We start from the raw sequence: 21,371 nt of genomic DNA, 5'->3' as shown, positions 1-21,371 counted from the left end.
ATAGATTCTCCGGCTGAAGAGGATTTTGGCCATTAAGTAATGATTTAAGCAATAATGAGGTATGCATGCAGTATTTGAATGTTCAAGATGAGCGTATTGAATCCGTTTGTTTACGAGCGGATAGATTAATTGGAAATGTGACATCCCGAAACCTTTTTACCGGTTATGGGTTGTTTTATAAGAAGGAATTTATGTTCGCACTATGGTTAAACGGAAAATTTTATCTGCAAGCCAAAAACGAACTCGCACAACAATTAATGCGTTCCGGTTGTTCGCCTTTTACCACGAACGAAGTCAATCGCAGGTTTGTTCTCGCCGATTATTACCGATTGTCTTCTAATATTATGGGGGATGAGTCGTTATTGCGTAAATTATTTATGCTTTCTATTAAGCAAATCCAAGAGAGAAGAAATGCGCTTGCATTATCTAAAGCGAATCGCTTGAAGGAGTTGCCTAATCTTTCGATAAAGTATGAAAGAATGCTAAAGAAAGTGGATATTCCGGATGTCGCGACATTAAAATCGGTAGGTGCAGAAAATGCCATTGTACGTTTAAAAAAAGCGGGCATTCCGGCAACACTGCAAACTTATTGGAGGATTGTTGCTGCGTTACACAATAAAAATTGTGTATTGTTTACTAAATCACAAAAGGAGATTTTACTGAAAAAATTAAATGAGGTGCTACATAAAGCCGGTTTCAGAAAATACAGAAAAGTAGATGATGAATAAAAATTAATCTCTTAAGTAAAAATCTGAAAAAAGGTGTTGCAAAGGATCTAAAAATTCCTATAATACGCGGCACACAACGACGCATGGTTGTGAAATAGTCAAATTTACACATGCGTCGTTGTTTTTTGCTCTTTAACAACGAATCAGACAATCTGTGTGGGCACTTGTTGATTGACTTGTTTTAAAACTATTTTTAATTTTGAAGTCTTAATAGGTGCTAACTAGAAATTCATAAAACTTACTTTAAATTTAATTTATAAGTGAGAAGCGAAAACTTTTAGCAAGCAGAATATTGAGCGATTAAACTTGAATTGAAGAGTTTGATCATGGCTCAGATTGAACGCTGGCGGCAGGCTTAACACATGCAAGTCGAACGGTAGCAGGTAAGTACTTGTACTTATGCTGACGAGTGGCGGACGGGTGAGTAATGTTTGGGAATCTAGCTTATGGAGGGGGATAACGACGGGAAACTGTCGCTAATACCGCGTAGAATCGGAAGATGAAAGTGCGGGACCTTAGGGCCGCATGCCATAGGATGAGCCCAAGTGGGATTAGGTAGTTGGTAGGGTAAAGGCCTACCAAGCCTGCGATCTCTAGCTGGTCTGAGAGGATGGCCAGCCACACCGGGACTGAGACACGGCCCGGACTCCTACGGGAGGCAGCAGTGGGGAATATTGCGCAATGGGGGCAACCCTGACGCAGCCATGCCGCGTGAATGAAGAAGGCCTTCGGGTTGTAAAGTTCTTTCGGTGTTGAGGAAGGTTGTTGTGTAAATAGCGCAACAAATTGACGTTAAACACAGAAGAAGCACCGGCTAACTCCGTGCCAGCAGCCGCGGTAATACGGAGGGTGCGAGCGTTAATCGGAATAACTGGGCGTAAAGGGCACGCAGGCGGCTATTTAAGTGAGGTGTGAAAGCCCCGGGCTTAACCTGGGAATTGCATTTCAGACTGGGTAGCTAGAGTACTTTAGGGAGGGGTAGAATTCCACGTGTAGCGGTGAAATGCGTAGAGATGTGGAGGAATACCGAAGGCGAAGGCAGCCCCTTGGGAATGTACTGACGCTCATGTGCGAAAGCGTGGGGAGCAAACAGGATTAGATACCCTGGTAGTCCACGCTGTAAACGCTGTCGATTTGGGGGTTGGACTTTAAGTTTGGCGCCCGAAGCTAACGTGATAAATCGACCGCCTGGGGAGTACGGCCGCAAGGTTAAAACTCAAATGAATTGACGGGGGCCCGCACAAGCGGTGGAGCATGTGGTTTAATTCGATGCAACGCGAAGAACCTTACCTACTCTTGACATCCATGGAATCCTGTAGAGATACGGGAGTGCCTTCGGGAACCATGAGACAGGTGCTGCATGGCTGTCGTCAGCTCGTGTTGTGAAATGTTGGGTTAAGTCCCGCAACGAGCGCAACCCTTATCCTTTGTTGCCAGCGCGTAATGGTGGGAACTCAAAGGAGACTGCCGGTGACAAACCGGAGGAAGGTGGGGATGACGTCAAGTCATCATGGCCCTTACGAGTAGGGCTACACACGTGCTACAATGGCGTATACAGAGGGTAACGAAGCTGCGAGGTGGAGTGAATCTCAGAAAGTACGTCTAAGTCCGGATTGGAGTCTGCAACTCGACTCCATGAAGTCGGAATCGCTAGTAATCGCGAATCAGAATGTCGCGGTGAATACGTTCCCGGGCCTTGTACACACCGCCCGTCACACCATGGGAGTGGGTTGTACCAGAAGTAGATAGCTTAACCGCGAGGGGGGCGTTTACCACGGTATGATTCATGACTGGGGTGAAGTCGTAACAAGGTAACCGTAGGGGAACCTGCGGTTGGATCACCTCCTTACCAAAAATGAGCGACAGCGAGTGTTCACACAGATTGTCTGGTGTATTGTAGATAGAAGAGTAAGCAACGAAGCTGAAAGTGACGTTGAAATATAGAGTATCTTTACTTGATGTCCCCATCGTCTAGAGGCCTAGGACATCGCCCTTTCACGGCGGTAACCGGGGTTCGAATCCCCGTGGGGACGCCAACTAAAGATAGCTTTATATTTATCTTATTTGTTCTTTAAAAAATTGGAAACAAGCTAAAAACGAGAGATTTTCGAAAGAAAGTCTGAGTAAAACGAAATAACGACATGTTTTGTTAAAAACTCTGAATTGAACAAAAGCAATTTAAGAGTGTTAGTTGAATTAAAGATAGCCACTAAATGCAAATCGTAAGAAGAGCATTTGAGGTTGTATAGTTAAGCGACTAAGCGTACAAGGTGGATGCCTTGGCAATCAGAGGCGAAGAAGGACGTGCTAATCTGCGAAAAGCTTGGATGAGTTGATAAGAAGCGTTTAATCCAAGATATCCGAATGGGGCAACCCAGTGGGTGAAGAGCCCACTATCAACGAGTGAATACATAGCTTGTTGAGGCAAACCGGGAGAACTGAAACATCTAAGTACCCCGAGGAAAAGAAATCAACCGAGATTTCGTCAGTAGCGGCGAGCGAAAGCGAAGTAGCCTGTTAATGATAGCGACAGAGACAGAGGAATGTGCTGGGAAGCACAGCGACACAGGGTGATAGCCCCGTACTCGAAGTCCAGGTCGTGGTACTAAGTTAACGACAAGTAGGGCGGGACACGTGATATCCTGTTTGAAGAAGGGGGGACCATCCTCCAAGGCTAAATACTCCTGATTGACCGATAGTGAACCAGTACTGTGAAGGAAAGGCGAAAAGAACCCCGGTGAGGGGAGTGAAATAGAACCTGAAACCTTGTACGTACAAGCAGTGGGAGCCCGCAAGGGTGACTGCGTACCTTTTGTATAATGGGTCAGCGACTTATATTTTGTAGCGAGGTTAACTAAATCAGGGAGCCGAAGGGAAACCGAGTCTTAACTGGGCGAAGAGTTGCAAGGTATAGACCCGAAACCCGGTGATCTAGCCATGGGCAGGTTGAAGGTTGGGTAACACTAACTGGAGGACCGAACCGACTAATGTTGAAAAATTAGCGGATGACTTGTGGCTGGGGGTGAAAGGCCAATCAAACCGGGAGATAGCTGGTTCTCCCCGAAATCTATTTAGGTAGAGCCTTGAGCGGACACCTTCGGGGGTAGAGCACTGTTTCGGCTAGGGGGCCATCCCGGCTTACCAACCCGATGCAAACTACGAATACCGAAGAGTGATACTCAGGAGACACACGGCGGGTGCTAACGTTCGTCGTGGAGAGGGAAACAACCCAGACCGCCAGCTAAGGTCCCAAAGTCTATATTAAGTGGGAAACGAAGTGGGAAGGCTTAGACAGCTAGGATGTTGGCTTAGAAGCAGCCATCATTTAAAGAAAGCGTAATAGCTCACTAGTCGAGTCGGCCTGCGCGGAAGATGTAACGGGGCTCAAATATAGCACCGAAGCTGCGGCATCAGGCGAAAGTCTGTTGGGTAGGGGAGCGTTGTGTAAGCGGACGAAGGGAGTTCGAGAGGGCTGCTGGACGTATCACAAGTGCGAATGCTGACATAAGTAACGATAAAACGGGTGAAAAACCCGTTCGCCGGAAGACCAAGGGTTCCTGTCCAACGTTAATCGGGGCAGGGTGAGTCGGCCCCTAAGGCGAGGCTGAAAAGCGTAGTCGATGGGAAACGGGTTAATATTCCCGTACTTGGTAAAGCTGCGATGTGGGGACGGAGCAGGTTAGGTTAGCGTGCTGTTGGATATGCACGTTTAAGTTGGTAGGTGGGAAGTTTAGGCAAATCCGGACTTTCTTAACACTGAGAAATGATGACGAGGCCTCAAGGGGCTGAAGTAACTGATACCACACTTCCAGGAAAAGCCACTAAGCGAAAGGCTTTACTAAACCGTACTGAAAACCGACACAGGTGGTCAGGTAGAGAATACTCAGGCGCTTGAGAGAACTCGGGTGAAGGAACTAGGCAAAATAGCACCGTAACTTCGGGAGAAGGTGCGCCGGCGTAGATTGTAATCCCTTGCGGATGAAGGTTGAACCGGTCGAAGTGACCCGCTGGCTGCAACTGTTTATTAAAAACACAGCACTCTGCAAACACGAAAGTGGACGTATAGGGTGTGATGCCTGCCCGGTGCTGGAAGGTTAATTGATGGTGTTATCGAAAGAGAAGCACCTGATCGAAGCCCCAGTAAACGGCGGCCGTAACTATAACGGTCCTAAGGTAGCGAAATTCCTTGTCGGGTAAGTTCCGACCTGCACGAATGGCATAATGATGGCCAGGCTGTCTCCACCCGAGACTCAGTGAAATTGAAATTGCCGTGAAGATGCGGTGTACCCGCGGCTAGACGGAAAGACCCCGTGAACCTTTACTATAGCTTGACACTGAACATTGAATTTTGATGTGTAGGATAGGTGGGAGACTTTGAAGTCGTCACGCCAGTGATGATGGAGTCGACCTTGAAATACCACCCTTTAACGTTTGATGTTCTAACGAAGCGCCCGGAACGGGTGTTCGGACAGTGTCTGGTGGGTAGTTTGACTGGGGCGGTCTCCTCCCAAAGCGTAACGGAGGAGCACGAAGGTTTGCTAATGACGGTCGGACATCGTCAGGTTAGTGCAATGGTATAAGCAAGCTTAACTGCGAGACGGACAAGTCGAGCAGGTACGAAAGTAGGTCATAGTGATCCGGTGGTTCTGAATGGAAGGGCCATCGCTCAACGGATAAAAGGTACTCCGGGGATAACAGGCTGATACCGCCCAAGAGTTCATATCGACGGCGGTGTTTGGCACCTCGATGTCGGCTCATCACATCCTGGGGCTGAAGTAGGTCCCAAGGGTATGGCTGTTCGCCATTTAAAGTGGTACGCGAGCTGGGTTTAGAACGTCGTGAGACAGTTCGGTCCCTATCTGCCGTGGGCGTTGGAGAATTGATTGGGGCTGCTCCTAGTACGAGAGGACCGGAGTGGACGCATCACTGGTGTTCCGGTTGTGTCGCCAGACGCATAGCCGGGTAGCTACATGCGGAAGAGATAAGTGCTGAAAGCATCTAAGCACGAAACTTGCCAAGAGATGAGTTCTCCCACACATCAAGTGAGTAAGGGTTGTTTAAGACGAAGACGTAGATAGGCGCGGTGTGTAAGTGGTGTGAGCCATTGAGCTAACGCGTACTAATTGCCCGAGGGGCTTAACTATACAACGCTCAAATGTTTTTAAGAGAGCAGTGAAGCTAACGAAAAAAACGAAATAAAACAAAACAGAATAAAAGTTTAGCTTGTAGCCAATAAAAGTGCGCATAAAGCATAAAGACGACAAAGACAACAAAGACAAAGACGAAGAGGTAAAGCTAACGTCCAAGGTCTAAAGTCTAAAACCGAATAATCCTGGCGGCGATAGAGCGGTGGTCCCACCTGACCCCATACCGAACTCAGAAGTGAAACGCCGAAATGCCGATGGTAGTGTGGGGCTTCCCCATGTGAGAGTAGGGCACCGCCAGGTAGATATGAAATGAACCCCGGTCAGAAGGCCGGGGTTTTTTATTGGCGAAAAATCGCAAAACGGGAGAAAGACAAACAGCCCCAATGCGGTGCTCAAACCGATGTTCAATTCTGTGGCTTAATTGGCGCGTCTATAATCGTTTCCAATGCGGTGCTCAAACCAAAAGACAAAACTTCCGAAAACAATTACTTTTTCCGCTTCGCGCGTGGATGAGCTTGGTCATAAACATCAGCGAGATGTTGGAAATTGAGATGGGTATAAATTTGGGTTGTAGAAAGATTGCTGTGTCCGAGCAATTCTTGTACCGCGCGCAGATCGGAACTGGCTTCCAACATATGCGTGGCAAAAGAATGGCGCAGTTTATGCGGGTTCAAATGACTGCTTAAGCCTTGACGAATCCCCCATGTTTCCAGCCGTTTTTGAATGGAGCGATGGGAAATGCGGTTGCCTAATTGGCTGACGAATAAGGCCTCATCTTTCGGATTGAAGAGTAACCTCACTTTAAGCCATTGTTGCAGCGCGCGCGAGGCGTAATGTCCGAATGGTACAATGCGTTCTTTATTCCCTTTTCCTAACACGCGTACTTCTCGTGTTCGCGTGTTAATGCTGTTTAAGTTCAAGCCTTGCAATTCCGATAAACGTAAGCCTGAACTATACATAAGCTCTAAAATCGCCCGATCGCGAATATCAATAGGTTCTTTACTGTCATTGGCGAATAATCGTTGAATTTGATCGCTGTCGATATTTTTCGGCAAATGCTTACCCGCTTTTGGTGCGGAGATGCCGGTGGCAGGGTTAACGTTCAATTTGCCTTGTTGCACCAAATAACTAAAAAATCGCCGAAGGGCAGACAAACGTAAAGCCAGGCTTTTTTCTTTGAGCCCGGCTTTTTTACTTTGTACTAGAACAAAACGCACAATATTCGGCGTAATTTGCTGCCATTGTCGAATGTCTTGCTCAGCAAGCAATTTTAGCACCGCATTGAGTTGGCGTTGATAGTTAACGAGCGTGTGCGGACTGACCTGGCGTTCAATGCGCAAATAATCCCAATAAGATTGCAGTTCGGTTTGCATTATAAACTCAATTCAAACAGGCTTTTTTTCGGGTTTAATTTGAAGCCTTCGCGTTCTAACAATTTATGTTGGGCTTGTCCTAATTCGGCGACAAGGCGGTTTGACTGGGTATAAAGTACGAAATCTTTCGCTTTGGAGATTAACGCTGCATAAATTTCCGCTTGTTGGGGACGATTTGTTACGTAAATATCGGTTAATTGCCAATAACGCTGTAACTGCAAGGAAGAGAGGCGGGGATAAAGTTGAATAAAGCCTACCGCTTTATCTTGTTTATCTACATCCTGTTCATCTACTGCGATAAAAAATAGACTTTCATTAAAACGAATGCGATTGGTTAAGAAAGTTAGAGTACGCTCGGGGTTTTCCGTCATTCCGTTGGCGCGACGGTAATGTTCAAAAAGAGGCAATAGTACTTCAATGTTCCATTGTTCGGCTTTGAAAATCTTCATTTTTATAAAATTGGTTATTTTTTATTGATTCTATACAGTAAATTGTAGCTTTTTCATGCCAAAGAAGCACGCGCTCGGGGAGAAAAATTTTAGATTTGTGATTTTGAACAAAAAATCAAATCGAAAATTTGGTATAGTAGCCGCGTTATTAATTAATACGGAGAAACTAAAATGGCACGTCGTCCCTTAGTTATGGGTAACTGGAAATTAAACGGTAGTAAAGCGTTTACCAAAGAATTAATCGAACATCTAAAAACTGAATTAGCCGGTGTTGAAGGCTGCGGCGTGGCAATCGCTCCGCCGGTGATGTATCTTGCCGAAGCAGAAGCTGCCTTAAAAGGCAGTCAGATCGCCTTAGGCGCACAAAACGTGGATGTGAACGTAAAAGGTGCATTTACCGGCGATATTTCCACTGAAATGTTAAAAGATTTCGGGGCTAAATATATTATTATCGGTCACTCCGAGCGTCGTACCTATCATAAAGAAAGCGATGAATTCATCGCGAAAAAATTCTGCGCATTAAAAGAAGCGGGTTTAGTGCCGGTATTGTGCATCGGTGAATCCGAAGCGGAAAACGAAGCGGGTAAAACCGAAGAAGTGTGCGCGCGTCAAATCGATGCGGTGCTCAATGCGTTAGGCGTTGAAGCCTTTAATGGTGCGGTAATCGCTTACGAACCGATTTGGGCAATCGGTACCGGCAAATCCGCCACGCCGGCGCAAGCGCAAGCAGTACATGCGTTCATTCGCAGTCATATCGCGAAAAAATCCCAGGCAGTGGCAGACCAAGTAATTATCCAATACGGCGGTTCCGTAAATGATTCAAATGCAGCTGAATTATTTACCCAACCGGATATCGACGGTGCATTAGTCGGTGGTGCATCGCTTAAAGCACCTGCTTTTGCGGTGATTGTGAAAGCCGCGGCAGCAGCAAAAAATTAATTTTCATTCGATCAGAAAACAAAAAGTGCGGTAGATCAAATTTACCGCACTTTTTTGTTTGCCTTAATGTTGCTCCCGTTCCCACAAATCCGCATATTTTACCAAGGTAGAATGCGCCGAAAGCACGGCGAGCAGAAAGCCTTGTTTACCGTCTAAGAAACCGGCTTTTAACAGATACATTTTCACAAAACAGCCGATAGCGTGGCTGACACCTTGCCAAAGCGTAGCTTTTTTGCCTTTGGCTTGGCGTTGATCCGCCCAAGCTTTCGCGTAGTTCGCCGATTTCACTAAGTAATGATGAATGCTTTTATAAGTGAAATGTTGCAAATCGCCTTTCAGTTTTTCAATACGCGCATTTGCCGGAAATTCCACTTTTTCATGTACTAAGGAATCGTTATAGTTCGCGTAATCGGTGCGATATAGACGCACCACATAATCCGGATACCAACCCGAATGGCGAATTTCACGCCCGAATACTTCGCTTACGCGCGGTAGTTCATAAATAGTATGGGGCGAATCAAGTTGCACAGCCTGTTTAATGGATTCGCGTAATTCGGGTGTGACGCGTTCGTCGGCATCCAGCCAAAGCACATAATCGCTTGTGACATACTGCTGGGCGAGTTGGCGCTGTTTGCCGAAACCTGGCCAATCGGCGTTTTCATAGAATTTGGCGCCGTAATTTAATGCGATTCGTTTGGTGTCGTCTGTGCTACCGGAGTCCAAAATTACGATTTCATCCGTCCAACCTTGTACTGTTTCCAAGCATTGCGCGAGATCTTGCGCTTCGTTTTTCACGATCATGGCAACGCTAATTGTTGGCATATTCCGATCCTTTTTTTGCTATACTACTGAAAATTTTCGTAAGTATAACCGAATTTAATTTATGTGGCGTTTTTTTTATACCGGCCTGATGTACCTCATTCAGCCGCTGGTGCTTATCTTTATGTGGACGCGTGGTTTTAAGGCGCCAAATTATCGAAAAAGGCTCGGCGAACGCTATGGATTTTACGGCGCGTTGGCTAAACCGAATCCGCACGGCATCATTATTCATGCAGCTTCCGTAGGTGAAGTCATTGCCGCCACGCCGTTGGTGCGCAAAATTCGACAAACTTATCCGGCTTTACCCATCACATTTACTACGGTTACGCCGACCGGTTCCGACCGCGTCAAAGCCGCTTTTGGCAGCGACGTGACGCATTGCTATTTGCCTTATGATTTACCCTGCGCAATCAATCGTTTCATTGATTTTATCCGGCCGAAATTGTGCATTGTAATTGAAACGGAACTCTGGCCGAATCTAATCCGACAACTACATTGTCGAAATGTGCCTTTTATTGTGGCAAATGCTCGCTTGTCGGCACGTTCTGCGCGTCGTTACGGCAAAGTGCGTGCGCATTTACAGTCTATGTGGTCGCAAATTAGTTTGATTGCGCCGCAAGATCAAATCAGCGGTAAACGTTTTTTGGAGCTCGGTTATCCAAAAGAAAAGCTGCAGCTTACCGGTAACATTAAGTACGATTTGGTAATTACGAGTGAACTTCAGCACCGCATTGAAATCTTGCGCCGTCAGTGGCGGTTACAACGTTCGGTATGGATTGCCGCCAGCACGCACGAAGGCGAAGAGGAAATCATTCTAAAAACTCACCGTCGCTTGCTGAAAAAATACCCGAATTTATTGTTGTTGCTTGTACCGCGTCATCCCGAACGGTTTAATGCGGTGGCCAGATTACTGCAACAGGAAAAATTTCATTTTATCCGTCGTTCTACGGGGGAACTGCCGAGTGCCGATACGCAAGTGATTTTGGGCGACACCATGGGGGAAATGATGGTGATGTACGGTGTGTCTGATATTGCTTTTGTAGGCGGCAGCTTAGTGAAACACGGCGGACATAATCCGCTTGAACCGTTGGCCTTTAAAATTCCGGTGATTAGCGGCAAGCATACTTTTAATTTTCCCGAAGTATTTAGAATGCTACTGGAAGTGCAAGGTGTGCTGGAAGTGAATGCAAGCGCAGACGCGCTGGAACGCGCAGTGGAAGCGCTGCTTAATTCGCAAGCGGCGCGTAAACGTCTTGGATGGGCCGGCCATGAAGTATTAGTGGAAAATCAAGGCGCGTTACAACGTTTGTTAGATTTATTAAAACCTTATTTGGAGCGCAATGATGACGACAGCCAGTTCGGTAATTTATCCCGGCACCTTTGACCCGCTCACTAACGGGCATTTAGATATTATTGTGCGAAGTGCGGCTATTTTTCCGCGCGTTTGGGTGGCGGTGGCGAACAGTCCGCGCAAAAATCCGCTCTTCTCGCTGGAAGAACGAGTAGAATTGGCGCGTCGTTCTGTTGCGCATTTACCGAATGTAGAAGTGTTCGGCTTTTCTGATTTATTGGCAAAAGTGATTCAAGCGCGCCATATTTCCGCCATTATTCGTGGTGTGCGTACCACGACGGATTTTGAATATGAATTGCAACTTGCTGCGCTTAATCGTTTATTAACCGAAGGTGTGGACAGTTTATTTTTCCCGCCGACCGAAAAGTGGGCATTTGTCTCGTCCACTATTGTGCGCGAGATTTATTTGCATGGTGGGGATGTGTCAGCGTTAGTTCCGATGCCGGTATTACAAGCCTTAAAAGCGCGATGAAAAAACATTATTTTTACTAAGCGCACTCTTCGTCTTGTCCGAATGCGGTGCTGTCGCGGCACCTCTCGACTCTACCGAAAAATACACCGCCTATACCGGCACAGCCTGCGATCTTAAAATGGCACAGCAATGGGACTTACCGATTTTAGATGTGCCGCTGTCGTTTTTACCGGATACATTAAAGTCTGAGTTTGCATTAAAAGATAGCACCGCATTGAAAGCGGCTTCAATGCGGTGCTATTTTGCAAGGGTAATTTTAGCGTTGTGCAACTGCTCCATAATTTCGGTATTTTCTATCTTTTTTGTCGCTTCGTTGTCATCTCTCCTAAACGAAGGAGCGAAGCGGTAAAAACCAAGTTTTTATGAATACGTATTTACAATAAACATGAAACTCAATCCCCAACAGCAACAAGCTGTCGAATTCGTCAGCGGGCCTTGTCTTGTGTTAGCCGGGGCGGGCTCCGGTAAAACGCGCGTGATTATCAACAAAATCGCTCATTTAATCGCACATTGCGGTTATTTGCCAAAGCACATTGCGGCCGTTACTTTCACTAATAAAGCCGCACGTGAAATGAAGGAGCGGGTCGCGCATTCCATCGGCAAAGAACAATCCAAGGGCTTGACGGTTTCCACTTTCCATACGCTGGGTTTTGACATCATCAAGCACGAATATAAAGCTCTCGGATTTAAATCAAATATGACTTTATTCGACGAGCACGATCAATTCGCACTTGTCAAAGAACTCACTGCAGACGTGTTAAAAGAAGATAAGGATTTGTTGCGCGAGCTGATTGCGGCGATTTCCAACTGGAAGAACGATTTAATTTCGCCGAAGCAAGCTTATGCGCTTGCGCGCGATGCCAAATATCAAACTTTCGCCAAATGTTATGAGCGCTATGCAGCGCAAATTCGTGCTTACAACGCGTTAGATTTTGATGATTTGATTATATTGCCGACGTTGTTATTCAAGCAAAATGAAGAAGTGCGCTCAAAATGGCAAATGAAAATCCGTTATTTGTTGGTGGACGAATATCAAGACACCAATACCAGTCAATATGAATTGATTAAGTTGTTGGTGGGTGAGCGCGCCTGTTTCACTGTAGTGGGCGATGATGATCAATCCATTTATTCATGGCGTGGCGCGCGACCGGAAAATATGGTGCGGTTGCGTGATGATTTTCCACGTTTGCAAGTGATTAAGCTGGAACAAAATTATCGCTCCACCCAACGCATTTTGCATTGCGCGAATATTTTGATCGATAACAACGCGCACGTGTTCGACAAAAAATTGTTTTCCACGATCGGTGAAGGCGAAAAATTATTGGTAATTGAAGCGAAAAACGAAGAGCACGAAGCGGAGCGCATTGCTGCGGAATTGATTGCGCACCGTTTCAGCCATAAAACCAAATATAAAGATTACGCGATTTTATATCGCGGCAATCATCAATCGCGTTTGTTAGAAAAAGTGTTGATGCAAAACCGTATTCCCTACAAAATTTCCGGCGGTACATCGTTTTTCTCGCGCCCTGAAATCAAGGATATGATGGCTTATTTGCGCTTGGTGGTGAATCAAGACGATGATGCGGCATTTTTGCGTATTGTGAACACGCCGAAACGTGAAATCGGTACGGCGACTTTGCAAAAATTGGGCGAATTGGCACAAGAAAAGCACATTAGTTTGTTTGAGACGATTTTTGAATTTGAACTGATTCAACGCGTCACGCCGAAAGCTTATGATGCGCTGCAAAAATTCGGGCGTTGGATCGTGGAACTTCACGACGAAATACAGCGTTCCGAACCAGCGCGTGCCGTGCGCTCGATGCTGTCGGCGATGCATTACGAAGAATATTTGTATGAATATGCCGTAAGTCCGAAAGCGGCAGAAATGCAAAGTAAAAACGTCGCGACCTTGTTTGATTGGGTGGCGGATATGCTTAAAGGTGACGAAACCAACGAACCGATGAATCTCAATCAAGTGGTTACACGCTTGACTTTACGCGATATGCTTGAGCGCAGCGAGGACGATGATGAAAGCGATCAGGTGCAACTGATGACTTTGCATGCGTCCAAAGGTTTGGAGTTTCCATACGTGTATTTAATCGGCATGGAAGAAGGCATTTTGCCGCATCAAACCAGCATCGACGAAGACAATGTGGAAGAAGAGCGCCGTTTGGCTTATGTGGGCATTACGCGTGCGCAAAAAGCGTTGACCTTTTCTCTTTGTCGTGAACGCCGGCAATACGGCGAATTGGTGCGCCCTGAAGCGAGCCGTTTCTTAGCCGAGTTGCCGCATGACGATGTCCTGTGGGAACGTGACAAACCAAAATTAACGACGGAACAAAAACAACAGCAAACGCAAAGTCAGTTAGATCGTTTGCGTACGATTTTAAACGGTTAGTTTGCACTTAGAAAAATCGCCATAATATAGCTGCTACACAAAGCGAAAATTACCTTCATCAAATAGCACCGCATTGGAACCAATTCCAATGCGGTGTTGTTATTGCATTCAATTTACTTTGAATTTTACTCAATATATTGTTAGCCAAGTTAAAGCTAAAAAAATGTTAGAATTTGCGCCTATTTATGAATAAGGAACGCGATGAAAATCGGATTAGTATTAGAAGGCGGCGGGATGCGCGGGCTTTTTAGCGCGGCGGTGCTGGATGTGTTGCTGGAACAGCGGATTAACATTGATACGATCGTGGGCGTGTCGGCAGGGGCGTTGTTTGGCGTAAATTATGCCTCCAATCAAAAAGGGCGGGCGTTGCGTTATAACCTCGAATTCCTCGGCGATAAACGTTATATGGGGCTTTGCAGTTTGCTTACCACGGGTAATATCATAAATAAAGATTTTGCTTTTTATGAACTGCCGATGACACTCGATCCTTTCGACCAAGCGGCCTTTGCGCAATCCGCTGTTAAGTTTTACGCAACGCTGACGAATGTCGAAAGCGGTGCTGCAGAATATCGTAAAATCAGCGATGTGTTTGCGCAAATGGAAGTGTTGCGCGCCACCTCTGCAATGCCGTTCGTCTCGAAAATGGTGGAACTGGACGGGCAAAAATATTTAGACGGCGGCATTGCGGACAGTATTCCGCTTGATTTTGCCCGTACGTGCGGTTGCGATAAATGGATTGTCGTGCTTACTCGCTCAGCGGGCTATCGGAAAGAAAAGATGTCCGCCGTTTTGCCTTCTCTTTTTTATCGGAAATATCCTAAATTGGCGGAAGCGTTGATAAATCGCCATGAGGTTTATAATCGGCAATTGGATGCGGTGCTAAAAGCGGAGGAGACGGGGGAAATTTTTGTGATTCGCCCTTCGCAAGATCTCAAAATCGGCCGTTTAGAAAAAAATCCGGCAAAAATTCAAGCCATGTATGATTTGGGCACGCAAGACGCTAGCGCATCACTTAATGCCTTATGGGATTATCTAAACCGTTAATTTTTAAGCAAAACTATATAAGCTTTGCGATCTTTTTCACATTTTTTTGCAAAGATCAAAATTTCTCTTGATACTGTATATCAATACAGATAGAATCTACACGAAATTTTATTCCGTTTAATAAAAAAAGGTTAAGGTTATAACATGGCGACTCAAGAAGAAAAACAAAAAGCCCTTGCGGCGGCATTAGGTCAAATTGAAAAGCAATTTGGTAAGGGTTCGATTATGAAATTGGGCGATACCAAAGCGCTTGATGTCGAATCGGTTTCAACCGGCTCAATCGGCCTGGATGTCGCGTTGGGGATCGGCGGTTTGCCGATGGGACGTATCGTCGAAATCTTCGGGCCGGAGTCCTCCGGTAAAACTACGCTAACTCTCTCCGTTATTGCGCAAGCGCAAAAAGCAGGTAAAACCTGTGCCTTTATTGATGCGGAACATGCGCTGGATCCGATTTATGCGGCGAAACTTGGCGTAGATGTAAAAGAATTATTGGTTTCCCAACCGGATAACGGCGAGCAAGCGTTGGAAATCTGTGACGCTTTAGTACGTTCCGGTGCGGTAGATGTTGTGATTGTGGACTCTGTCGCTGCATTGACGCCGAAAGCGGAAATCGAAGGCGAGATGGGCGATTCGCATATGGGGTTACAAGCGCGTTTGATGTCCCAAGCGTTACGTAAATTGACCGGTCAAATTAAAAATGCAAACTGCTTAGTCGTGTTTATTAACCAAATTCGGATGAAAATCGGTGTGATGTTCGGCAATCCGGAAACTACAACGGGCGGTAACGCGCTGAAATTCTATTCTTCCGTGCGACTGGATATTCGTCGCACCGGTTCGGTGAAAGACGGCGAGGAAGTCATTGGTAACGAAACCCGCGTAAAAGTGGTGAAAAATAAATTGGCCGCCCCTTTCCGTCAAGTGGATTTCCAAATCCTTTATGGCGAAGGCATTTCAAAGGCCGGCGAACTGATTGAATTGGGCGTAAAACATAAACTTGTGGAGAAATCCGGCGCTTGGTATGCCTACAACGGTGAAAAGATCGGTCAAGGTAAAGCAAACGCTATGAAATGGTTGCATGAAAACCCGGCGAAAGCGGACGAACTTGAAGCTAAACTTCGTGCGGAATTGGTTGCAAATCCCGAACAGGCACTAATGGCAGATATTGAGCAACTCGACGACGATACTGCCGACAACGAACTATAAATCTGATTCTTATTTTATTTCTGTGCGGTCAAAATGAATGTAATTTGGCCGCACTTTTTTATGGCACAAAAATATGTCTGATATGGCTTTAAGTTATGTGGTGAATTTGCTTGCTCGTCGTGAGTATAGTGAATTTGAACTGCGCAATAAAATGCAAGAGAAAATGTTTTCGGAACAAGAAATTGAAAACGTCCTTCGTTATTGTCAGCAAAAACACTGGCAGAGCGATCGTCGTTTTGCGGAGAATTATATTAATGCTAGAGCGCAACGTGGTTATGGCGTAAATCGCATTAAACAAGAACTTCGTCAATTGAAAGGCGTGCCGGAAGATGTGATTGAGACCGCATTGGAGGACTCAATGGTGGATTGGTCGATGATTGCATTGCGCGTGCTGAAAAAGAAATTTCCTTATTACGGGGAAAAGCAAACCCCCAAAAGCAGGCAAAAAATTTGGCAATATATGCTTTCTCACGGATTTTATCGTGAAGACTTTGCCGATTTGATTGGTTTTACACCAGATGAGGATTTTTAGTTAGGATTTAACCAAAAGCCCGTACAATACCAGGCCCAATGCGGTGCTAAATAGGCCGCCCGTCACATGGAGCAAAATGACGACTAATCCGTTTAGCCATTTTTCTGATATGAACAATTCGATCGTTTCCGATGAAAAAGAAGAAAAAGTGGTAAATGCGCCGAGAAAGCCGGTATTCAAGAATAATTTCCATAAGCCGTTAAACTGCGGAAATTGCCAGAAAAAGGCCATTAACAGGCCGATAAGAAAACAACCGACAAAATTAACGAATAGCGTACCAAAGTTAAAAGCAGAAAAAATAGGATTTAGCCATTGGCTTAAGCCCCATCTTCCTAATGCGCCGAGCACCGCACCCGCGCTAACACACAAGATTGCTTGCCACATTATTTCATTCCAAATGTTCTGCGGAGATATTTTGCTACGGATTCGTTTTTATTTGTTCCGATTTGTTCCAGCTGTGGGCAAGCCGCTTTTAAGCGTGTATCTGCGTTTTCCATAATACAACCTTTGCCTACGGAGGATAGCATTTCCATGTCATTCATGCCGTCACCAAATGCGATACAATCTTTTAGATCGTAATCGCGTAGAGCCAGCACTTGTTTTAGGGCGTCGCCTTTTGAGACGTTTTTATTCATAACCTCTAAGCAAGCGAGCGCTGAATAGACAATCGTCGTTTCGTTGCCGAAGTGTTCGCGCAAATAATTTTCCACTTCAATAAGATCTTCCGGCGTTTTTCCAATAAAAAATACTTTTTCCACATTGCGGGCGTGGTGTCGGGCGAAATCGACCACTTCGTACATAAAACCGGAGTCTTGGTGAAATTTTCTTAATGCGGGTACGTCTTTATTGATAAACCAGCCTTCATCTTGGTATGTATTCAAACAGACTTTCGTTGTATCGAACGGTGTTTGGTAAAGCTTGAACACAATTTCTTCCGGCAAGCTGTTGCTGTAGAGTAAATTGCCCTTTAAGTCGCGCACTCTTGCTCCGTTTGAGGTAATCATGAGTGCGCGTTCTGCTCCGATTTTAGCAAGGATAGAAGATACGTCCGTATGGTTGCGACCGGTTGCCAAGACGATATCAATGCCTTGTTGTTCAAGTCTGTTTAAGGTATCGATAGTGAAATCGCCAATTACATGGTTGCTGTTTAATAAAGTGCCGTCCAGATCAGATACAACAGCACGAAAGGGTTGTTTTAATTGATGTGACATAGGTGAGCCCCAAAAAAATCTTGCATATCATAGCAAAAAATTTAGCGTTTTTTATAGTGCTGTTTGAGGAGATACAAGAAACGGCGATTTCTTGGCGTGTGTGTTCCATAGTTTTGGGGATAGAGGCAAGATTTGCCTGTTAAATTCTCGTATAATACGCGGCTGTAAAAATACCTCCAAAGATCAATCGTATTGGGCTTTTAATAGCAAGGATTTTAAATGACACAACCCCGCTTCGTTCATCTCCGAGTGCATACGGATTTTTCTATGATTGACGGCATCGCCAAAGTAAAACCCTTGGTAAAAGCCTGTGCAGAAAATAATATGGTGGCGATGGCACTGACGGATTTTACCAATTTTTGCGGTGTGGTGCGGTTCTACGGCGAAGCCCTGTCTTCCGGCATCAAACCGATTATTGGCACCGATGTGCTGGTGAAAAGCGCAATGTTTGGCGATGAACCGTTCGAATTGACATTGCTGGCAAAAAATAACGCCGGTTATAAAAATATTACTTTACTCCTTTCCAAAGCCTATCAACGCGGTTATGTGGATTTACCTTATATTGACCAAGATTGGTTGATTGAACATCGTGAGGGCGTCATTATTTTATCCGGCGGTACCAAAGGCGATGTAGGCAAAAAGTTACTCAAAGAGAATCTTGCCGAAACGGAAAGCGCGGTTAAATTTTATCAAGAATTTTTCCCCGACCATTTTTATCTTGCGTTGTCGCGCACCGGTAGAACAGATGAGGAACGTTACATCAAAGCTGCCTTGAAACTCGCGAAAGAAACCGGCTTGCCGTTAGTGGCGACCAATGACGTGGTGTTTTTAAAATCTGATGATTTTGAGGCGCACGAAATTCGTGTAGCGATTCATGACGGCTATACTTTAGATGATCCGAAACGTCCGAAACATTATAGCGAGCAACAATATTTTCGTAGCGAAGAAGAAATGTGTGCGCTATTTGCGGATATTCCGTCAGCATTGGAAAATACGCTATTGATTGCGCAGCGTTGTAGCGTGACTTTGCGCCTCGGGCAATATTTCTTACCGCAATTTCCAACAGGCGATTTAACAACGGAAGATTTCTTGGTGCGAAAAGCCAAAGATGGCTTGGAAGAACGTTTGGCTTTTTTGTTCCCAGATGAAAAGGAGCGGGCGGCAAAACGCACGGAATACGATAAACGTTTGCAAGTGGAACTTGACGTTATTAACCAAATGGGCTTCCCGGGCTACTTCTTGATCGTGATGGAATTTATTCAGTGGTCGAAAGATAACGACATTCCGGTCGGGCCGGGACGCGGCTCCGGTGCGGGTTCGTTGGTGGCCTATGCGCTGAAAATCACTGATCTCGATCCGCTAGAATTTGACTTGCTGTTCGAACGTTTCTTAAATCCGGAACGGGTTTCCATGCCTGACTTCGACGTGGATTTTTGTATGGACGGGCGCGATCGCGTGATCGAGCACGTAGCGGAAACTTACGGGCGCGGTGCGGTGTCGCAAATCATCACCTTTGGTACGATGGCGGCGAAAGCGGTTATCCGTGACGTAGGGCGTGTGTTAGGACATCCTTACGGTTTCGTGGATCGTATTTCCAAACTGGTTCCGCCCGATCCGGGTATGACCCTTGCGAAAGCTTTTGAAATGGAACCGCAACTACAGGCCGCTTATGACAGTGATGAGGAAGTGCAGGCGCTCATTGATATGGCGCGCAAATTGGAAGGTGTCACTCGAAATGCCGGGAAACATGCCGGTGGCGTAGTAATTTCGCCGACTTTGATTACTGATTTCGCCCCACTGTATTGCGATAATGAGGGCTTGCATCCGGTGACTCACTTCGATAAAAACGACGTGGAATACGCCGGCCTTGTGAAGTTCGACTTCTTAGGATTGCGCACGCTCACCATCATCAAATGGGCGCTGGATATGATCAATGCCCGTATGACGAGCGAAGGCAAACCACCCATCGATATTGCGGCGATTCCATTAGATGATGCGGAATCCTTTGATTTATTGAAACGCTCCGAAACCACCGCCGTATTCCAATTGGAATCGCGTGGCATGAAAGATCTGATTAAACGTCTGCAGCCGGACTGTTTCGAAGATATTATCGCGTTGGTGGCATTGTTTCGTCCGGGGCCTTTGCAATCGGGCATGGTGGATAATTTTATCGACCGTAAACATGGGCGTGAAGAAGTCTCTTATCCTGATGCGAATTATCAGCATGAAAGTTTAAAGCCGATTTTAGAACCCACGTACGGCATTATTTTATATCAAGAACAGGTTATGCAAATCGCTCAGGTGTTAGCCGGTTACACGCTTGGCGGGGCGGATTTATTGCGCCGCGCGATGGGTAAGAAAAAACCGGAAGAAATGGCGAAACAACGCTCCGTGTTCGAGGAAGGCGCGATTAAAAACGGCGTGGACGGCGAGCTTGCCATGAAGATTTTCGATTTGGTGGAAAAATTCGCCGGCTACGGTTTTAATAAATCCCACTCCGCCGCTTATGCTTTGGTGTCTTACCAAACGTTATGGCTGAAAACCCATTTCCCGGCAGAATTTATGGCTGCCGTGATGACCTCGGAAATGGACAACACCGACAAAATTGTTGGTTTGTACGACGAATGTTTACGCATGGGCTTAAAAGTTACGCCGCCGGATATTAACGTCGGCAAGCATCATTTCAGCGTGAACGAAAATGGCGAAATCGTGTACGGCATCGGCGCCATCAAAGGTGTGGGCGAAGGGCCGATTGAAGCCTTGATCACCGCGCGTAACGAGGGCGGTTTCTTCAAAGATTTATTTGATTTATGTGCGCGTGTGGATTTGAAAAAGATTAATCGCCGCACTTTTGAAAGCCTCATTATGTCCGGCGCCTTCGACAAATTAGGACCGCATCGCGCGGCGCTTACTAAGAATTTGGAAGATGCGCTGAAAGCTTCCGATCAGCACGCCAAAGATGAAGCGTCGGGTCAATCGGATATGTTCGGCGTGCTAACCGAAACTCACGAAGAAGTAGAAAACGCCTATGCCAATACGCCGCCTTATACGGAAAAACAAATCCTCGATGGCGAACGTGAAACCTTAGGCCTTTATTTAAGCAGTCATCCGATCAGCCGTTATTTGAAGGAGCTCTCCCATTACAGTCCTACGCGTTTAAAAGAATTAGTACCGAATCGCAGAGGCCAAATTAGCACCGCATCGGGGCTTGTGATCGCCTCGCGCATTGCCGTCACCAAAAAAGGTAACCGTTTAGGCATTGCGACACTTGACGATAGATCCGGTCGCTTGGATATCACCTTATTCGGCGAAGCGCTTGAACAATTCGGAGAAAAATTGCAAAAAGACACCGTGGTGGTTGTTTCCGGCCAAGTCAGCGTCGATGATTTCGCGGGTGGGCTAAAAATGACCGTGCGCGACTTAATGACGCTGGATGACGCGCGTTCGCGCTATGCCAAATCGCTGGCCATCAGCCTGTCAGACGAACAAATTACGCCGATATTTATTAAACGATTAAAGGAAACGCTCACGCCGGCCAGCGGTGGCAGCTTGCCTATTAACGTTTATTATCAAAGTCCGAAAGGTCGCGCTTTGTTACGTCTCGGCGTTCAATGGTCAATTAACCCGACCGACGAAATCCTTACGGAACTGGTGAATATGTTGGGCGAAAATGCTGTGGAATTGGAGTTCGGTTAATGCAAATTC

The 21,371-nt window shown here is 46.0% G+C and carries 14 protein-coding genes, 1 tRNA gene, 3 rRNA genes and 1 pseudogene; 14 read left to right on the top strand and 5 right to left on the bottom strand.

The features are described from left to right. Positions 1 to 74 precede the first annotated feature (74 nt). From AB3F25_RS09055 to rrf, 5 genes are all read left to right on the top strand, one after another. The gene (locus tag AB3F25_RS09055; protein ID WP_373604365.1) at positions 75 to 728 is read left to right on the top strand and encodes a TfoX/Sxy family DNA transformation protein; all 654 of its coding nucleotides are present in this window, start codon (positions 75 to 77) and stop codon (positions 726 to 728) included. A 308-nt stretch (positions 729 to 1,036) separates the two neighbouring features. Beyond that, positions 1,037 to 2,577 (top strand): 16S ribosomal RNA (locus AB3F25_RS09050). Positions 2,578 to 2,688: 111 nt separating this feature from the next. After that, positions 2,689 to 2,764, top strand: a tRNA-Glu gene (locus AB3F25_RS09045). A gap of 211 nt (positions 2,765 to 2,975) precedes the next feature. After that, a 23S ribosomal RNA gene (locus AB3F25_RS09040) occupies positions 2,976 to 5,872 on the top strand. A gap of 187 nt (positions 5,873 to 6,059) precedes the next feature. Then, positions 6,060 to 6,175: ribosomal RNA gene (rrf, locus tag AB3F25_RS09035) — 5S ribosomal RNA — on the top strand. The 16S, 23S and 5S rRNA genes sit together here with 1 tRNA gene alongside, the layout of an rRNA operon. 185 nt (positions 6,176 to 6,360) lie before the next feature. Here rrf and xerC read toward each other — a convergent pair. Together xerC and AB3F25_RS09025 are read right to left on the bottom strand one after the other, a co-directional pair. Continuing rightward, complete coding sequence (xerC, locus tag AB3F25_RS09030) at positions 6,361 to 7,248, bottom strand: tyrosine recombinase XerC (RefSeq protein WP_373603492.1); 888 nt, start codon at positions 7,246 to 7,248, stop codon at positions 6,361 to 6,363. Continuing rightward, entirely contained in the window at positions 7,248 to 7,697 is a 450-nt protein-coding gene (locus AB3F25_RS09025) for a GNAT family N-acetyltransferase (RefSeq protein WP_373603491.1), read from the bottom strand. The genes xerC and AB3F25_RS09025 overlap by 1 nt, the downstream gene beginning before the upstream one ends. 171 nt (positions 7,698 to 7,868) lie before the next feature. Between AB3F25_RS09025 and tpiA the strand changes: the two genes are divergently transcribed. Further along, a complete protein-coding gene (tpiA, locus tag AB3F25_RS09020) occupies positions 7,869 to 8,636 on the top strand; it encodes a triose-phosphate isomerase (RefSeq protein WP_373603490.1) in 768 nt (255 codons plus the stop codon). A 63-nt stretch (positions 8,637 to 8,699) separates the two neighbouring features. Here tpiA and AB3F25_RS09015 read toward each other — a convergent pair whose 3' ends face one another. Then, a complete protein-coding gene (locus AB3F25_RS09015) occupies positions 8,700 to 9,458 on the bottom strand; it encodes a glycosyltransferase family 2 protein (protein ID WP_373603489.1) in 759 nt (252 codons plus the stop codon). Positions 9,459 to 9,519: 61 nt separating this feature from the next. Between AB3F25_RS09015 and waaA the strand changes: the two genes are divergently transcribed. The 7 genes and pseudogenes from waaA to recX all read left to right on the top strand — a co-directional run bounded on the left by waaA (position 9,520) and on the right by recX (position 16,455). Further along, positions 9,520 to 10,839, top strand: coding sequence for a lipid IV(A) 3-deoxy-D-manno-octulosonic acid transferase (waaA, locus tag AB3F25_RS09010; protein ID WP_373603488.1), 1,320 nt, complete (start codon positions 9,520 to 9,522; stop codon positions 10,837 to 10,839). Beyond that, the gene (gene coaD / locus AB3F25_RS09005) at positions 10,799 to 11,278 is read left to right on the top strand and encodes a pantetheine-phosphate adenylyltransferase (protein WP_373604364.1); all 480 of its coding nucleotides are present in this window, start codon (positions 10,799 to 10,801) and stop codon (positions 11,276 to 11,278) included. The genes waaA and coaD overlap by 41 nt, the downstream gene beginning before the upstream one ends. A gap of 34 nt (positions 11,279 to 11,312) precedes the next feature. Beyond that, positions 11,313 to 11,474: pseudogene (locus tag AB3F25_RS09000) on the top strand (YceK/YidQ family lipoprotein); the annotation flags it as partial. A gap of 189 nt (positions 11,475 to 11,663) precedes the next feature. Further along, positions 11,664 to 13,676, top strand: a complete 2,013-nt coding sequence (gene rep, locus AB3F25_RS08995; protein WP_373603487.1) for a DNA helicase Rep — start codon at positions 11,664 to 11,666, stop codon at positions 13,674 to 13,676. A 201-nt stretch (positions 13,677 to 13,877) separates the two neighbouring features. After that, complete coding sequence (locus AB3F25_RS08990) at positions 13,878 to 14,720, top strand: patatin family protein (RefSeq protein ID WP_373603486.1); 843 nt, start codon at positions 13,878 to 13,880, stop codon at positions 14,718 to 14,720. 144 nt (positions 14,721 to 14,864) lie between these two features. Continuing rightward, positions 14,865 to 15,923, top strand: a complete 1,059-nt coding sequence (recA, locus tag AB3F25_RS08985; protein ID WP_373603485.1) for a recombinase RecA — start codon at positions 14,865 to 14,867, stop codon at positions 15,921 to 15,923. Positions 15,924 to 15,996: 73 nt separating this feature from the next. Next, a complete protein-coding gene (gene recX / locus AB3F25_RS08980; protein ID WP_373603484.1) occupies positions 15,997 to 16,455 on the top strand; it encodes a recombination regulator RecX in 459 nt (152 codons plus the stop codon). Here the strand turns inward: recX and crcB are convergent, their stop codons facing one another. Then, complete coding sequence (gene crcB / locus AB3F25_RS08975; protein WP_373603483.1) at positions 16,456 to 16,839, bottom strand: fluoride efflux transporter CrcB; 384 nt, start codon at positions 16,837 to 16,839, stop codon at positions 16,456 to 16,458. Next, complete coding sequence (locus AB3F25_RS08970; RefSeq protein ID WP_373603482.1) at positions 16,839 to 17,666, bottom strand: Cof-type HAD-IIB family hydrolase; 828 nt, start codon at positions 17,664 to 17,666, stop codon at positions 16,839 to 16,841. The genes crcB and AB3F25_RS08970 overlap by 1 nt, the downstream gene beginning before the upstream one ends. Positions 17,667 to 17,885: 219 nt before the next feature. Here AB3F25_RS08970 and dnaE point away from each other — a divergent pair, with 219 nt between their 5' ends. Continuing rightward, positions 17,886 to 21,362 carry a DNA polymerase III subunit alpha gene (gene dnaE / locus AB3F25_RS08965; RefSeq protein ID WP_373603481.1) on the top strand — a complete coding sequence of 1,159 codons (3,477 nt, stop codon included), beginning with the start codon at positions 17,886 to 17,888 and terminating at the stop codon, positions 21,360 to 21,362. The last annotated feature ends 9 nt before the right edge of the window (positions 21,363 to 21,371 follow it).

The sequence above is a fragment of the Aggregatibacter sp. HMT-949 genome, from assembly GCF_041734645.1.
In the GTDB taxonomy this organism is placed as follows: Bacteria; Pseudomonadota; Gammaproteobacteria; order Enterobacterales; family Pasteurellaceae; genus Rodentibacter.
The sequence above is the reverse complement of the archived record's forward strand: the minus strand, read 5'-3'. Positions and strand labels throughout refer to the sequence as shown.